Genomic DNA, 14855 nt, shown 5'->3' on the forward strand with positions numbered 1-14855 from the left:
TACTTCGGACGGCGCGGGCCGCGCGAAGGCGGGCGATGACGCTCAGGTTCCGCTTCCGGGCGCCCGGCGCCCACCGCCCCAGCGCCTACAGGTTGCGCTCGGCGTAGACGGCCATCGCGTCCCGGACGAGGACGGCGGTGCCCTCACCGTGCCGGTCGTAGTTCTTGGTGAAGCGCGGATCGTCGACGTACATCTGCCCGAGCCCGACGAAGTACTCCTTCGTCGGCGTCGTCGTGGTCGACAGCCAGGCGTGGTGCCGTCGGGTGATCGCCTGCACCTCGTCGCTGTCGGGCGCGAGGCCCCGGGCGGCGGCCGCCGCGAAGTCGCGGGCGATGCCGGTCTGCTCGTCCATGAACGCCTTCTTCTCGGCGTCGTCGAGCGAACGCCACCAGCGGTCGCCCTGCTCGTAGGCGTCGCGGCCCCAGCGCTCGGTGACCTCCGCCTCGTACTGCGTGTGGTCGAAGCCGTCGAACATCTCCTCGGCCATCAGTTCTTCTCCTCTCTCGGTCTTGTGGAGAGTGGTGCGTACGGCCTCGATCTGCCGCCCGATGCGCTCGCGCTCCCGTTCGAGGAGGGCCAGATGCGTGCGCAGGGCGGCCGAGGTGTCCCGCTGGCCTTCGAGGACCTCGGCGATGGCGGGCAGGGACAGCCCGAGCTCGCGCAGCAGCAGAATCCGCTGCAGCCGCACGAGTGCCGCCTGGTCGTAGTACCGGTAACCGTTCGCGCCGATCCGGCTCGGCTCCAGCAGCCCCAGCTCGCCGTAGTGGCGGAGGGTGCGGCTAGTGGTGCCGGCCTTTCTGGCGATCTCCTGGATCGACCACTCCATGACCAGAACGCTAGAACTTGACGTTGCGTAAAGGTCAAGCCGGACATCGGGGCAGCGCCGGACACACGACGAAGGCCCGGATCCGTCAGACGGGTCCGGGCCTTCGTGCTACTGAGTAGCGGGGACAGGATTTGAACCTGCGACCTCTGGGTTATGAGCCCAGCGAGCTACCGAGCTGCTCCACCCCGCGTCGGTGAATATGACCTTACGGCATGGTCGGGCGAATCCCTAATCGGTTTCCCCGGCGACGGCTCAGCAGCCGCAGTCCTCCGCGTCGACCGGCGCCGTCAGCGGGTCCGCGGCCTTCTGCTCGGCTCCTTCCCAGGTCTCGTACGGGAAGCCCTCGCGCACCCAGTACTCGAAGCCGCCCAGCATCTCCTTCACCTGGAAGCCCAGCTCGGCCAGGGCGAGGGCGGCCCGCGTGGCGCCGTTGCAGCCGGGACCCCAGCAGTACGTGACGACCGGGACGTCCTTGTCGAGGAGCTGCTCGGCCTGCTCCGGGATCAGCGCGGTCGGCAGGTGCACGGCACCGGGGACGTGGCCCTGGTCCCAGGACGCGGTGGAGCGGGAGTCGATCACCACGAAGCCGGGGTCGCCGCCGGTGGCGCGGGCGTCGGCGAGCGCGGAGGCGACGTCGGACACGTCGGCGTGGAAGGCGAGGGAGGCGGAGAAGTAGGCCGCGGCGGCCGCCGGGGAGGCCGGGGGCGTGCGGAGAACGGGGTTGACCTGGTTCGTCGTCGTCGTCATGGTGATCAATCTAGGGAAGACGATCACCGCGCTGAAGTGGCGATCCACGGCGGTCGGGGGGGTCGGCCGGGGATTCCCGGGCGTTCGCCACGGCCCGGCACGGATCTCACGTACCGGAACGGAAAGGGCGGGGAAACCTCTCCCCGTCACATCCGGGGCACCCCGTCCGTCATCTCGTCGGACGGCGCGCGAAGGGGAAGAGGCAGCAACGATGGAGAACGACCTCCCGGGCCCCACGGACGCCGGGGACCCCGTGGACCGCGCGGCCGGTACGGACCGCACGGACCGCCCCGGCCTCACCGGCCCCTCCGGCCTCACGGAGGAACCCGGCGGCATCCCCGCCGCGCCCTCCGCGCCGGAGCTCCTGGCGGAACGCTTCCAGGCCGACCGCGGCCATCTGCGGGCGGTCGCCTACCGGATGCTCGGCTCGGTCGGCGAGGCCGAGGACGCCGTCCAGGAGGCGTGGTTCAGGCTGAACCGCTCCGACGTCAGCGAGGTGCGCAACCTCAGCGGCTGGCTCACCACCGTCGTGGGGCGGGTCTGCCTCGACATGCTCCGCTCCCGCGCCTCGCGCCGCGAGGACCCGCTCGACTTCTACGTGCCCGACCCGGTCGTACGGGAGGAGGGCGCCGCCGACCCCGAGAAGGAGGCGCTGCTGGCGGACTCCGTCGGTCTCGCGCTGCTCGTGGTCCTGGAGACGCTCGCCCCGGCGGAGCGGCTGGCCTTCGTGCTGCACGACATGTTCTCCGTCTCCTTCGACGAGATCGCGCCCATCGTCGGCCGCACCCCGGCCGCCACCCGCCAGCTCGCCAGCCGCGCCCGCCGCCGCGTCCAGGACGCCGCCCCGACGCCCGACCCGGACGTCACCCGGCAGCGCAAGGTCGTCGACGCCTTCCTGGCCGCCTCCCGGGCGGGCGACTTCGCGGGCCTGCTCACCGTGCTGGCCCCCGACGTCGTCCTGCGCGTCGACGGCGGCGCGCTCACGGCGGCCGCCTCCAAGCTGGTCCGCGGCGCCGAGGCCGTCACCGCCCAGGCCCTCACCTTCGCCAAGTACCGCCACGCCGCCCGCCCGGTCACGGTCAACGGCGCGGCCGGCCTGGTCTCCCTCGTCCACGGCGCCCCGGTCGGCCTCATGGCCTTCACGATCGTCGACGACCGCATCGTGGAGATCGACATCGTCGCGGACCCGGAGCGGCTGGCGGGGCTGGGCGTGCGCTGAGGGGCGGAAGACGGTCGGGCGGCCCGCCCCGGCTCCGCGGTCGCGGCCGGCCCGGCTCGCGACTCGCCCCCGGCGTGGCTCAGTCCAGCGTGCCCCGGCGCCGGACGTCGAGGGTGGCGCAGTGGAAGGAGCCGCCGAAGGGGGCGTAGTGGAGCAGGTCGCACGGGACGGGCTCGAAGCCCCACTTCTCCAACGCGCGCAGCATGCCGGTGTGGTGGCGGTCGGCGATCACCCGTTCGCCGTCGATGACCAGGACGTTCATGCTGAGCCACTTGCCGCAGATCGAGGTGAACTTCAGCAGACGGTCGTCGATCGGGTCCGGTTCCGGGGCGACCAGGATCTCCCAGGAGTCCAGGACCGGGGGCAGCCGGTCGATGTCGACGTACTCCGGATTGACCAGGGCCCTGCCGGGGGCGAGGGGAAGGAAGGTCGTGTCGATGTGCATGGGGGCGTGGCAGCGGCTCTCGATCTCGTGGATGCGATAGCCGGGGCCCAGGTGCCGGCGCAGCCACTCGATGCCCATGCGGTTGGTGACGTTGCTCGGCGTCACGAACAGGTCGCGTCCGGCGCGGACGAAGTCGGCCGCGTCGAACACCGGCTCGAACTCGGTCAGGATGCGGCGGACGGGCTCGCCGTCCCTGGCGGGCCGGAAGTCCGGCTCGTACAGCGCTTCGGTCAACTGCGGCTTGGGCGCGGACGTCCAGCGCGCACCGCGCCGGAAGTAGTCCTTGAGGAGCGTGCGGTAGGAGTGGGTCTCGAAGTACCGGCACGGCCAGGCCATCGGCGTCTCGATGATCTCGTCGCCGATCACGAGCATGCTGTCGCGCGGACAGGAGTTGGCGAAGCCGCGGGTGGACCAGTCGGGGGTGCCGAAGGGCCGCTTGTGGTCGACCGGGTCCGGGCGCCGCACGGTGACGCCGAGGGACTCCAGCAGGGCCACGAAGCCGTCGAGCTCCTCCTGGGCCGGTTCGACCAGCCGGCGCGGATACCGGAAGGGCGTGGCCAGGCCGTGCAGCCGCGCCGCCCACGGCGGCATGGTGACGGTGACGGCCGGGTGGCCGGGCGGGATCGCCGCGCCGTCGAGACGGCCGACGATGACCTCCTCCAGCGGATCCCATTCGTTGTGGGAGTTCACCGGCGAGACGAGTGGTTCGGGGGCGGCCGGGGCGGGCGGTGGGGCGTGCCGCTCATCGGTACGCCGTTCTCGGGTGCTCGGGACGCCGTCTGCGCGGCGGAATGACAAAGCCATATCCATGCCTCCGCACCGGCGGATGTCCCCGTTGCGCCGCCACCAAACGTGGCATCCGGGTGACGACCGGCCGTGCGGCCGAGCACGAGGGCCGGACACCGAGGCGCCCCGCCCGGTGGGACCGGGCGGGGCGTCTCGTGCGGTAGGCCGTGTGGGACTCGAACCCACAACCAATGGATTAAAAGTCCACTGCTCTGCCAATTGAGCTAACGGCCCGTGGACAAGCACACCCGAGCAGCATAGCCCGATACCTCCTCCAAACCGATCGGGTATCGGCCCTGCCGCGCGCGGTGCCACAAAGGGCAGGGCCCCTGCCCGCACTCATGTGCGGGCAGGGGCCCTGTCGGCGTGTCAGCCGTTGCGCTTCCAGCGCGGCTTGTCGTCGCGGCGGAAGCCACCGCGGTCGTCGCGGCGGTCGCGGTTGAACGCCGGACGCTCGTCACGACGGTCCCGGTTGAAGGGGCGGTCGTCGCGGCGGTCGCGGTTGAAGGGGCGGTCGCTGCCGCGGTGGCCGCCGGTGGGGCGGTCGTCGCGGCGGTCGCGGTTGAACGACGGACGGTCGTCGCGACGGAAGCCACCACGGTCACCGCCACGCTCGCCACCACGGTCGTCACGACGGTCACGGTTGAACGACGGACGCTCATCGCGGCGGTCGCGGTTGAACGACGGACGGTCGTCGCGACGGAAGCCACCACGGTCACCACCGCGGTCGCCACCACGGTCGTCACGACGGTCACGGTTGAACGACGGACGCTCATCGCGGCGGTCGCGGTTGAACGACGGACGGTCGTCGCGACGGAAGCCACCACGGTCACCACCGCGGTCGCCACCACGGTCGTCACGACGGTCACGGTTGAACGACGGACGCTCGTCACGGCGGTCGCGGTTGAACGACGGACGGTCGTCGCGGCGGTCGCGGTCGAAGTCGCGGCGCTCCTCGCGGACCGGCTCCGCGACCACGGCCGCGGCGAGCTCGGCCTCGGCGGCCTCGGTCACCTCGGCGATCGCGGCCTCCGGGTCCTCACCGCGCTCGCGGGCGGCGCGGGCCACCAGGCGGTCGGCCTCCTCACGGAGCTCGACGGCACGGCGCTGCAGGCGCTCCAGCTGCTTCGTCAGGTCGGCGACCTCGCGCTCGGCCTGCTTGGCGGCGTTGTTCGCGGAGTCGGCCTGGACCTCGGTGAGCGAACGGGCGCCGGTGATCTCGGCGACCTCGGGGTCGAACGCGCCCGCCCCGCCGACGATGTGGCGCGAGGCGTCGACGCCCGCGTCCTCCATCAGGCGGAAGATCTGGCGGCGCTGGTGCGGCAGGGCCAGGGAGACCACGACACCGGAGCGGCCGGCGCGGGCGGTACGGCCCGAGCGGTGCAGGTAGTCCTTGTGGTCGCCGGCCGGGTCCACGTTCAGGACCAGGTCGATGCCGTCGACGTGGATGCCGCGGGCGGCGACGTCGGTGGCGACGAGGACGTTGACGTAACCGTCCTTGAAGTCGGCCAGGGTCCGGGTGCGGGCGCCCTGGGTCATGCCGCCGTGCAGCGCGTCGGCCTTCACACCGGATTCGCGCAGCTGCTCGGCGACGCGGTCGGCGCCCAGCTGGGTGCGGACGAAGATGATGGTGCGGCCCTTGCGGGCGGCGATGGCGGCGGTGACCGGGGCCTTGTCCTTGGGCTTCACGACCAGGACGTGGTGGGTCATCGTCGTGACGGCACCGGCGGACGGGTCGACCTCGTGGGTGACCGGGTCGACCAGGTAGCGCTTGACCAGGCTGTCGATCTCGTTCTCCAGCGTGGCGGAGAACAGGAGGCGCTGGCCGCCCTCGGGGATCTGGTCGAGCAGCTCGGTGACCTCGGGCATGAAGCCCAGGTCGGCCATCTGGTCGGCCTCGTCGAGGACCGCGATCTTGACCTGCTCCAGGGAGCAGGCGCCGCGGTTGATGATGTCGCGCAGACGGCCCGGGGTGGCGACGAGGATGTCGACGCCGCGCTCCAGGGCGTAGATCTGGTTGCCCATGGACGTACCGCCGCAGACGACCTTCATCTTCAGGCCGAGGACGTCGCCGTAGGGCTGGAGGGCGTCCGCGACCTGCATCGCGAGCTCACGGGTCGGGACGAGGATGACGCCGCGGGGCTTCTTCTTCTCGGTGTGGCCGCCGGCCAGCGTGGCGAGCAGCGGGAGACCGAAGGAGAGGGTCTTGCCGGAGCCGGTACGGCCGCGGCCGAGGATGTCCTTGCCGGCCAGGGCGTCCGGGATGGTCGCGGCCTGGATCGGGAAGGGGGTGGTCACACCGTTCTGGGCGAGCTTGCGCACGACGCCCTCGGGCAGGCCCAGGTCACCGAAGGTGAGCTCGGGCTCGGCGGAGGAGTCGTCGGCCTCGACGGTGGTGTCGACGCTCGCGTCGAGGGCGGCCTCGGCGGCCTCCACGACGTCGGCGGCGTCGATGATCTCGTCGTTCTCGGGCAGGACGGCGTGGTCAGAACTGAAAATGGACATGCGAAATGCGAAACCTTCCGGAGTCTCGGCACGCGCCCGTCAACTCCGTGTTTCGCATATCGACCGCCTCAATGCGGTCAGCCACGGCAAGGGAGAGTACGCGCCAGTCACGGCGCTCTTCGGTCGTGGCGCCGGGCAAATGGGATCAAACGATCTACCACCATACGCACTCTCCCCCGCTCAAGGCAAACCGAGCTCCGTCACACCCGCGCTACACCGGCCTGGCCTGCGGCGATGCCTTCGGCTCCGTCGCGCCGCCAGGACCCTCGGCCGCCCGCATGGCACCCATGTGGGTGTCCGCGCCGGGTGTCGTCGTGGGCGTCTCGCTCACCGTCGGATCGGGCGTCGGCTCCTGCGTGGGGGTCGGCTCCTGGGTCGGCGTCGGCTGCGGCGGGTCCACCGGTGGCGTGGTCTCGCCGCCCGGCGCGCCCGAGCCACCGCCGTCGGCGCCGCCGTCCCCGCCGGCGTCCGGGGGCGGCTGCGGCTTCGGCGACCCGCCCGGACCGGCCGGGCCCGCCCCGCCGGCCGGCCTGGCCGACGGGGACGGCGATCCGCTCGGTACGGGGGTCTGTTCGCCCTCGCCGTCCGGATCGGGCCCGCCGCGCCCCGTACGGTCGTAGCCGCCTCCGCCGTGGCCGCCGGCGAGCCCGCCGTCCTCGTCGGGACCGGCCGCCTCGCCGCCCTTCCCCGCGGACGTGCTGGGCGCCGGCTTCGCGCCGTCCTCGCCGACACTCATACAGCCGCTCAGACCCGCACAGGCGGCGACCGCCAGTGCGGTGGCGGCCCATCTCACGGGGGTGGGCAAATGGCGCACGGAGGCACCTCCAGGACGGGTCAGGCAGGAACGGGGACGCGGTTCGCACGCGTTGCCCTGCCCAACTCCCTTGGCGCCACAAGGGACACGCCCCGACGCCACACGGGACACGCCCGGGACACGCCCGGAACGCGCCCGGGACGCGCCCCGCATGCGCCCGGGACGGTTCTCGCACGCGCCCCTGATGCGCCCCCGAGGGCGCCGAGCGGCGCGCCGGAGGCCCGCTCAGCCGTAGCCGAGTGCGTGCAGCCGGTCGTCGTCGATGCCGAAGTGGTGGGCGATCTCGTGCACGACGGTGATCTCCGTCTCCGCGACCACGTCCTCGCGCGACGCGCACATCCGCAGCGTCGGCCCCCGGTAGATGGTGATCCGGTCGGGGAGCACCCCGGCGTACCACTCGCCCCGGTCGGTCAGCGGCGTCCCCTCGTAGAGCCCGAGGAGTTCCGGGTCGTCCGAGGGCGGCTCGTCCTCCACGAACACGGCGACGTTGTCCATCAGCCGGGTCAGCTCCGGCGGGATCCGGTCCAGGGCCTCGGCGACGAGCTCCTCGAACTCCTCGCGCGTCATCTCCAGCACCCGCTCATTCTCCCCCCTCGGGAAACCGTTTTGGCGATACCGCCTGCCATCCCATATGCTTCTCACGTCCCCGACGCGCTGAGAAGCGCCCAGGCGGGCCTCTTAGCCCTCATCGTCTAGTGGCCCAGGACGCCGCCCTTTCAAGGCGGTAGCACGGGTTCGAATCCCGTTGGGGGCACGCACAACCCTGTGCGAGACTGGTTCTCGCACACCATAAGGTCCTGTGGAGCAGTTGGTTAGCTCGCCACCCTGTCAAGGTGGAGGTCGCGGGTTCAAGTCCCGTCAGGATCGCTGAGGTCGGAAACGGCCTCGTGGCTGGGTAGCTCAGTTGGTACGAGCGATCGCCTGAAAAGCGATAGGTCGCCGGTTCGACCCCGGCCCCAGCCACAAAGAGAAGGCCCCGTTCGCAAGAACGGGGCCTTCTTCGTGTCCCGCGCCCGTGCCCGCGCCCGGGTCCTCAGCGAACCCGGTACGTCCCGGGCGCCCGTACGGGAAGAGCCCGCGCCCCTCCCGTACGGCCGCCCCGCCCGTACGGCCTTCGCCGCCCGCTAGGCGTCCTCCCGGCGCCTGGCGCCCGGCCGCGCCCGCCACGCCAGGACCGCCGCCACCGCCGCGACCACGGCCACGAGCAGCGCCCAGTCGGGAACCGCGCGGCCGAGGCGGGCCACCCGCTCCTCCACCGCGAAGGAGTCGTCGACCGAGAGCAGCCCGGGCAGGGCCGTGGTGCCGTCGAAGACCAGGAAGAGGGTGCCGAGGGCGATGAAGAAGAGGCCCGAGAGCAGCGAGGTCGAGTGCAGGGCGAAACGGCCGACGCGGATCGGCCGGCCGCGCAGCCAGCGCCGCCGCCCCAGGTCGTGACGCTCCCAGAGCAGCGCGAGCACGAACAGCGGAACGGCCATCCCCAGCGCGTACACGGCGAGCAGCAGGCCCCCGTAGACCGGGCTGCCGCTGAGCGCCGCCACCGTCAGGACGCTCCCCAGGATGGGGCCCGCGCAGAAACCAGCCAGGCCGTAGACCAGGCCGAGCGCGTAGACGGAGAACGCGGTCGTGGGGCGGATCCGGCCGCTGACCTCGCTCATCCGGCGGGACGCGAAGCCCAGGCCGAGGATCTGCAGCACCCCGAGGGCCACGATCAGCCAGCCGCCGACGGCCACCAGCAGGTCCCGGTGGCCGTAGAAGAGCCGCCCGGCGAAGGAGCCGGCGGCGCCCAGCGGCACGAGGGTGGTGGCCAGGCCCCCGTAGAAGATCCCGGTCCGGGCCAGGAGGCGGGCGCGGGTGTCGACGGAGTACGCGAAGAAGGCCGGGAGCAGCAGGGCGCTGCACGGACTGAGGAGGGCGAGCAGGCCGCCGAGGAACGCGGCGAAGTAGCCGATGCCGGAGGTCATCGCCCCGGCCCCGGCTTCCCGGCCGCCGCCGCGGCCGCCGCCTCGATCGTCTCCTGGAAGGTCTCCATCGGCTGGGCACCGGCGATCGGCCGGCCGTTGATAAGGAAGGACGGGGTCGAGGTGGCGCCGAGGGAGTAGCCCTGCTCCTGGTCCCGGCGCACCGACTCCCGGGCCGCCGCGCTCTGCGCGTCGCGGGCGAAGCGGGCCAGGTCCGGCACCCCCGCCTCCTTCGCCAGGGCGGTCAGGCGCTGCTCGCCGAAGCCCTTCTCCTTGGCGCCCGGCGCGTACGCGGCCTTGTGGAACTCCCAGAACTGGCCCTGCTGCCCGGCCGCCCACGAGGCCCGGGCCGCCGCCTCGGACTCCTCGCCGAAGATCGGGAAGTTCCGCCACTCGATGCGCAGGGTGCCGGCGTCCACGTACTTCTTCACCAGCGCCGGCTCGGTGTCCCGGGCGAACTTCCCGCAGTAGCCGCATTTGAAGTCGGCGTACTCGATCAGGACGACGGGCGCGTCGGCCCGGCCGAGGGCGAGCCGGTCACCGGGGTCCCGGCGGGCGTAGGACTCCAGCTCCGGGTAAACGCCGTCGGACGGGTCGGCGGTCACCTCGGCCACGGCCGAGGAGCCGCCGGAGCCGCCGGGCGCCTGCGGCTTGGTGGCGGTGTACGAGACGAGGCCGAGCAGCGCGGCGGCGACGGCCACCCCGGCGACGATCACGACCGGCCTGGACTTCGAGGTGGACGGGGACGCGGGCCGGGCCTTGCCGGCGGGCTTGCGCGTGGACTTGCCGGTGGACTTGCTCGTGGACGTGGGCATGCTGAAGCGCTCCTGAACGGGGAGAAAGAGGACGACGGACGGGCGGGAGGGGCCCGGCCGTCTACACCCGCAGGACCGACAGCTCCACCGGTGACGGAGGTACGCGCTCGGGCGGCGACGGGCCGGGGGCCGTCTCCCGTACGGCCTGGTCCCCGCCCCAGCCTCCCCACGGCGCCCGGTCGGCGGCCGGTACGGGCAGCAGCTCCGCGAAGCCGTGGGAGCGCGGCGGTACGGCGGGCCCCGCCGCGCCCTCGTCGCCGCCGTGGCCCTCGCCGCAGCCGGGGTGGGCGGGCCCGGGCGCGGCGGCCTGGGTCTTCCCCGCCGGAACGGCTGCCGCCGCCCCGCAGACCACCAGTCCGAGCACCAGGCCCGCCAGCGCGGCGAACGCCGCCAGCGCGCGAGCGGTACGGGACATGGGGAGACCTTTCAGGGGGACGTGCCCGAAATATTACGCAGCGGGCCGCCTCCGCCCCGGGGACCAGGTGCCGGCGGGCGGGGCGCGGCCCGGTAGGGGGCCAGCGGGCGGGGCGCGGCCCGGGACACGGCCCGGTGAGGGGCGCGGCCCGGTAGGGGGGCCCGGCAAGGCGGGGCGCGGCCCGGGACACGGCCCGGCGGGCGGGGGGCGGCGGTAGAGGGGCCCGGCGCGGTCCGGGCCCTACCGGGGCCGGGCGCGGCACCCGACTCGTAAATCGGTTCGCCGCTTCTCGGCCGCAGGTGCGATCCTGGATCCCGTATGTCTACTTCCTTCGCCGCCCTCCAGTCCGTCCTGGCCGAGGTCTCGCTGCGGGACTCCCACCGGCTCGGCCGCCGTCTCGAAGGCGCCCGCCGCATCCGCAACCCCGAGGCCCGCACGGCCGTCCTGGACGAGATCGCCGCCGAGGCCGGCAAGGCCAGGGAGCGGGTCGTCGCGCGCGCCGCACGCGTGCCCGCCGTCACGTACCCCGAACAGCTGCCCGTCTCCCAGAAGAAGGACGAGATCCTGGAGGCGATACGCGACCACCAGGTCGTGATCGTCGCCGGTGAGACCGGTTCCGGAAAGACGACGCAGATCCCGAAGATCTGTCTGGAGCTGGGCCGTGGCGTCCGGGGCATGATCGGGCACACCCAGCCCCGCCGGATCGCCGCCCGCACGGTCGCCGAGCGGGTCGCCGAGGAGTTGAGGACCCCCCTCGGGGAGGCGGTCGGCTGGAAGGTCCGGTTCACCGACCAGGTGAACCCGGAGGCCACCTTCGTCAAGCTGATGACGGACGGCATCCTGCTCGCCGAGATCCAGACGGACCGCGAGCTGCGCGCGTACGACACGATCATCATCGACGAGGCCCACGAGCGGTCCCTCAACATCGACTTCCTGCTCGGCTATCTGGCCCAGCTGCTGCCCAAGCGCCCGGACCTGAAGGTCGTGATCACTTCCGCGACCATCGACCCCGAGCGCTTCTCGCGCCACTTCGGGGACGCGCCGATCGTCGAGGTCAGCGGGCGTACGTACCCGGTCGAGGTGCGCTACCGCCCGCTCCTGGAGGAGGACTCGGACGAGTCCGACCGGGACCAGATCACGGCGATCTGCGACGCCGTCGACGAGCTCCAGAAGGAGGGGCCGGGCGACATCCTGGTCTTCCTCTCCGGCGAGCGCGAGATCCGCGACACGGCGGACGCGCTGACGAAGAAGAAGCTCTTCAACACGGAGATCCTGCCGCTGTACGCCCGGCTGTCGCACGCCGAGCAGCACCGGGTCTTCCAGGCCCACTCCGGCCGCCGGATCGTCCTCGCCACGAACGTCGCCGAGACGTCCCTGACGGTCCCCGGCATCAAGTACGTGATCGATCCGGGCACCGCCCGCATCTCGCGCTACTCGCACCGCACCAAGGTGCAGCGGCTGCCGATCGAGCCGGTCTCGCAGGCCAGCGCCAACCAGCGCAAGGGCCGCTGCGGCCGCACCTCGGACGGCATCTGCATCCGGCTCTACTCCGAGGACGACTTCCTCACCCGGCCGGAGTTCACGGACGCGGAGATCCTCCGGACCAACCTGGCCTCCGTCATCCTCCAGATGACCGCGGCCGGCCTCGGCGACATCGAGAAGTTCCCGTTCATCGACCCGCCGGACCACCGCAACATCCGGGACGGCGTGCAGCTGCTGCACGAGCTGGGCGCGCTCGACCCGACCCAGAAGGACCCGAAGAAGCGGCTGACCGAGCAGGGCCGCAAGCTGTCCCAGCTCCCGGTCGACCCGCGGCTCGCCCGCATGGTCCTGGAGGCGGACAGGAACGGCTGCGTCCGCGAGGTGATGGTGATCGCTGCGGCGCTGTCCATCCAGGACCCGCGCGAGCGGCCGGCCGACAAGCAGGCGCAGGCCGACCAGATGCACGCCCGCTTCAAGGACGAGACCAGCGACTTCCTCGCCTTCCTCAACCTGTGGCGCTACGTCCGCGAGCAGCAGAAGGAGCGGGGCTCGTCCAGCTTCCGCCGGATGTGCAAGCAGGAGTACCTGAACTTCCTGCGGATCCGCGAGTGGCAGGACATCTACGCGCAGCTGCGGACGGTCGCCAAGCAGATGGGCATCCACCTCAACGAGGAGGACGCCCCGGAGCAGTCGGTGCACGTGTCCCTGCTGGCCGGTCTGCTGTCGCACATCGGCCTGAAGGACGTGAAGGACGCCAAGGAGGGCAAGGACGCCAAGCGCGAGGGCACGCGGAACGAGTACCTGGGCGCCCGGAACGCCAAGTTCGCGATCTTCCCGGGCTCGGCGCTCTTCAAGAAGCCCCCGCGCATGGTGATGTCCGCCGAGCTGGTGGAGACCTCGCGGCTGTGGGCGCGGGTGAACGCGCGGATCGAGCCGGAGTGGGTCGAGCCGCTGGCCCAGCACCTGGTGAAGAAGACGTACAGCGAGCCGCACTGGGAGAAGGACCAGGCGGCGGTCATGGCCTTCGAGAAGGTGACGCTGTACGGCGTGCCGATCGTCGCCGACCGCAAGGTGAACTACGGGCGGATCGACCCGGAGGTCTCCCGGGAGCTGTTCATCCGCAACGCGCTCGTCGAGGGCGACTGGCGCACCCACCACAAGTTCTTCGCCGACAACCGCAGACTCCTCACCGAGGTCGAGGAGTTGGAGCACCGCGCCCGGCGCCGGGACATCCTCGTCGACGACGAGACGCTGTTCGACTTCTACGACAAGCGGGTGCCCGAGCACGTCGTGTCGGGGGCGCACTTCGACTCGTGGTGGAAGCACAAGCGCCGCGAGGAGCCGGAGTTCCTCGACTTCGAGCGCGAGATGCTCATCAACGAGAAGGCCGGGGCGGTCACCAAGGACGACTACCCGGACTCCTGGCGGCAGGGACCGCTGAAGTTCCGTGTGACGTACCAGTTCGAGCCGGGCGCGGACGCCGACGGCGTGACCGTGCACATCCCGCTCCAGGTGCTCAACCAGGTCACCGACGAGGGCTTCGACTGGCAGATCCCGGGCCTGCGCGAGGAGGTCGTCACGGAGCTCATCCGGTCCCTCCCCAAGCCGATCCGCCGCCATTACGTGCCCGCGCCGAACTTCGCGACCCGCTTCCTGGACTCCACCGTCCCGGTGCAGGAGCCGCTGACGACGGCGCTCGCGCGCGAGCTCCAGCGGATGGTCGGGGTGCCGCTGACGGCGGACGACTTCGACTGGGCGAAGGTCCCCGAACACCTCAAGATCACCTTCCGGATCGTCGACGAGCGGCGCCGCAAGCTGGCCGAGGACAAGGACCTGGAGGCGCTGAAGCTCCGCTTGCGCCCCAAGGCCCGTCAGGCGCTCTCCAAGGCCGCGAAGGCGGCCACGGCGGGCCCGGACGGATCCGGGCCGTCCCTGGAGCGCACGGGGCTGAAGGACTGGACGATCGGGACCCTCACCAAGGTCTTCGAGACCCGGCGGGCCGGCCAGCCGGTGAAGGCCTACCCGGCGCTCGTGGACGAGGGCGACAGCGTCGCCGTGCGCCTCTTCGACACCGAGGAGGAGCAGGCGCAGGCGATGTGGCGGGGCACCCGGAAGCTGATCATGCTGAACATCCCGGTGAACCCGGCGAAGTTCGCCTCGGACCGGCTGAGCAACCAGCAGAAGCTGGCCCTGTCCGCGAATCCGCACGGCTCGGTCCAGGCCCTGTTCGAGGACTGCGCGACCGCGGCCGCCGACCGGCTGATCGCGGACCACGGCGGCCCGGTGTGGGACGAGGAGTCGTTCCGGAAGCTGTACGACAAGGTCCGCGCGGACCTCGTGGAGCTGACCGTGCGGACGGTGGGCCAGGTGCAGCAGGTCCTGGCGGCCTGGCAGGCCTGCGAGCGGCGGCTGAAGGCCACGAACAGCCCGGCGCTGCTGCCGAACCTCCAGGACGTGCGCGAGCAGCTGTCCTGGCTCATGCCGGCCGGCTTTGTGACGCGGACGGGCCTGAAGCGGCTGCCGGACCTGATGCGCTACCTGGTGGCGGTGGACCGGCGGCTGCAGCAGATGCCGACGGGCGTGCAGCGGGACACCACCCGGATGCAGAAGGTCCACGAGATGCTGGACGAGTACGCCTGGCTCCTCGAGCAGCTGCCGAAGGGCCGCCCGGTGCCGTCCTCGGTCACGGACATCCGCTGGATGATCGAGGAGCTGCGGGTGAGCTACTTCGCGCACGCGCTCGGCACGGCGTACCCGGTGTCGGACAAGCGGATCGTGAAGGCGATCGACGCGGCCGTCCCGTAGGCCGGCCGGGGCGCCCGGTGGCCGCCTCGGCGGTGGCG

General features: G+C 72.0%; 12 protein-coding genes and 5 tRNA genes. 6 read left to right on the forward strand and 11 right to left on the reverse strand.

Going from position 1 to position 14855, the window contains the following annotated elements; all coding sequences use genetic code 11:
• Window positions 1–85: 85 nt before the first annotated feature.
• From ABD954_RS16085 to ABD954_RS16095, 3 genes are all read right to left on the reverse strand, one after another.
• Window positions 86–826: a MerR family transcriptional regulator gene (locus ABD954_RS16085; RefSeq protein ID WP_345486726.1), complete on the reverse strand. Its 741-nt coding sequence runs from the start codon at window positions 824–826 to the stop codon at window positions 86–88.
• A gap of 116 nt (window positions 827–942) precedes the next feature.
• Window positions 943–1016: transfer RNA gene (locus ABD954_RS16090), tRNA-Met, on the reverse strand.
• A gap of 62 nt (window positions 1017–1078) precedes the next feature.
• On the reverse strand, window positions 1079–1573 hold the full coding sequence (locus tag ABD954_RS16095) for a rhodanese-like domain-containing protein (RefSeq protein ID WP_345486727.1): 495 nt from the start codon (window positions 1571–1573) through the stop codon (window positions 1079–1081).
• A 211-nt stretch (window positions 1574–1784) separates the two neighbouring features.
• Between ABD954_RS16095 and sigJ the strand changes: the two genes are divergently transcribed.
• Window positions 1785–2792, forward strand: coding sequence for an RNA polymerase sigma factor SigJ (gene sigJ / locus ABD954_RS16100; RefSeq protein WP_345486728.1), 1008 nt, complete (start codon window positions 1785–1787; stop codon window positions 2790–2792).
• Window positions 2793–2871: 79 nt separating this feature from the next.
• On the opposite strand, the gene ABD954_RS16105 is transcribed toward sigJ, so the two are convergent.
• From ABD954_RS16105 to ABD954_RS16125, 5 genes are all read right to left on the reverse strand, one after another.
• On the reverse strand, window positions 2872–3927 hold the full coding sequence (locus tag ABD954_RS16105) for an amidinotransferase (RefSeq protein ID WP_345486729.1): 1056 nt from the start codon (window positions 3925–3927) through the stop codon (window positions 2872–2874).
• A 257-nt stretch (window positions 3928–4184) separates the two neighbouring features.
• Window positions 4185–4257, reverse strand: a tRNA-Lys gene (locus ABD954_RS16110).
• 135 nt (window positions 4258–4392) lie between these two features.
• Window positions 4393–6528: a DEAD/DEAH box helicase gene (locus ABD954_RS16115; RefSeq protein ID WP_345486730.1), complete on the reverse strand. Its 2136-nt coding sequence runs from the start codon at window positions 6526–6528 to the stop codon at window positions 4393–4395.
• A 211-nt stretch (window positions 6529–6739) separates the two neighbouring features.
• Window positions 6740–7342 carry a hypothetical protein gene (locus ABD954_RS16120; protein WP_345486731.1) on the reverse strand — a complete coding sequence of 201 codons (603 nt, stop codon included), beginning with the start codon at window positions 7340–7342 and terminating at the stop codon, window positions 6740–6742.
• 225 nt (window positions 7343–7567) lie between these two features.
• Complete coding sequence (locus ABD954_RS16125; protein ID WP_345486732.1) at window positions 7568–7918, reverse strand: metallopeptidase family protein; 351 nt, start codon at window positions 7916–7918, stop codon at window positions 7568–7570.
• Between the two features lie 105 nt (window positions 7919–8023).
• Here ABD954_RS16125 and ABD954_RS16130 point away from each other — a divergent pair.
• From ABD954_RS16130 to ABD954_RS16145, 4 genes are all read left to right on the forward strand, one after another.
• Window positions 8024–8096, forward strand: a tRNA-Glu gene (locus ABD954_RS16130).
• A 39-nt stretch (window positions 8097–8135) separates the two neighbouring features.
• Window positions 8136–8209 (forward strand) — tRNA-Asp (locus tag ABD954_RS16135).
• Window positions 8210–8231: 22 nt separating this feature from the next.
• Window positions 8232–8305: transfer RNA gene (locus ABD954_RS16140), tRNA-Phe, on the forward strand.
• Between the two features lie 39 nt (window positions 8306–8344).
• Window positions 8345–8470 (forward strand): hypothetical protein, encoded by a 126-nt coding sequence (locus ABD954_RS16145; protein ID WP_345486733.1) that lies wholly within the window; start codon window positions 8345–8347, stop codon window positions 8468–8470.
• On the opposite strand, the gene ABD954_RS16150 is transcribed toward ABD954_RS16145, so the two are convergent.
• From ABD954_RS16150 to ABD954_RS16160, 3 genes are all read right to left on the reverse strand, one after another.
• Complete coding sequence (locus tag ABD954_RS16150; RefSeq protein WP_345486734.1) at window positions 8467–9303, reverse strand: cytochrome c biogenesis CcdA family protein; 837 nt, start codon at window positions 9301–9303, stop codon at window positions 8467–8469. The genes ABD954_RS16145 and ABD954_RS16150 overlap by 4 nt on opposite strands.
• Window positions 9300–10115: a DsbA family protein gene (locus ABD954_RS16155; protein ID WP_345486735.1), complete on the reverse strand. Its 816-nt coding sequence runs from the start codon at window positions 10113–10115 to the stop codon at window positions 9300–9302. The genes ABD954_RS16150 and ABD954_RS16155 overlap by 4 nt, the downstream gene beginning before the upstream one ends.
• Window positions 10116–10176: 61 nt before the next feature.
• Window positions 10177–10530: a hypothetical protein gene (locus ABD954_RS16160; protein WP_345486736.1), complete on the reverse strand. Its 354-nt coding sequence runs from the start codon at window positions 10528–10530 to the stop codon at window positions 10177–10179.
• 318 nt (window positions 10531–10848) lie between these two features.
• Here ABD954_RS16160 and hrpA point away from each other — a divergent pair, with 318 nt between their 5' ends.
• A complete protein-coding gene (gene hrpA, locus ABD954_RS16165) occupies window positions 10849–14817 on the forward strand; it encodes an ATP-dependent RNA helicase HrpA (protein ID WP_345486737.1) in 3969 nt (1322 codons plus the stop codon).
• Window positions 14818–14855: the final 38 nt, after the last annotated feature.

Origin of the sequence: Streptomyces roseoviridis (genome assembly GCF_039535235.1) — a bacterium.
In the GTDB taxonomy this organism is placed as follows: domain Bacteria; phylum Actinomycetota; class Actinomycetes; order Streptomycetales; family Streptomycetaceae; genus Streptomyces; species Streptomyces roseoviridis.

Coding starts and splice junctions, on each gene's coding strand:
- ABD954_RS16085 (WP_345486726.1), bottom strand. CDS start 826: ATGGAGTGGTCGATCCAGGAGATCGCCAGAAAGGCCGGCACCACTAGC.
- ABD954_RS16095 (WP_345486727.1), bottom strand. CDS start 1,573: ATGACGACGACGACGAACCAGGTCAACCCCGTTCTCCGCACGCCCCCG.
- sigJ (WP_345486728.1), top strand. CDS start 1,785: ATGGAGAACGACCTCCCGGGCCCCACGGACGCCGGGGACCCCGTGGAC.
- ABD954_RS16115 (WP_345486730.1), bottom strand. CDS start 6,528: ATGTCCATTTTCAGTTCTGACCACGCCGTCCTGCCCGAGAACGACGAG.
- ABD954_RS16150 (WP_345486734.1), bottom strand. CDS start 9,303: ATGACCTCCGGCATCGGCTACTTCGCCGCGTTCCTCGGCGGCCTGCTC.
- ABD954_RS16155 (WP_345486735.1), bottom strand. CDS start 10,115: ATGCCCACGTCCACGAGCAAGTCCACCGGCAAGTCCACGCGCAAGCCC.
- ABD954_RS16160 (WP_345486736.1), bottom strand. CDS start 10,530: ATGTCCCGTACCGCTCGCGCGCTGGCGGCGTTCGCCGCGCTGGCGGGC.
- hrpA (WP_345486737.1), top strand. CDS start 10,849: ATGTCTACTTCCTTCGCCGCCCTCCAGTCCGTCCTGGCCGAGGTCTCG.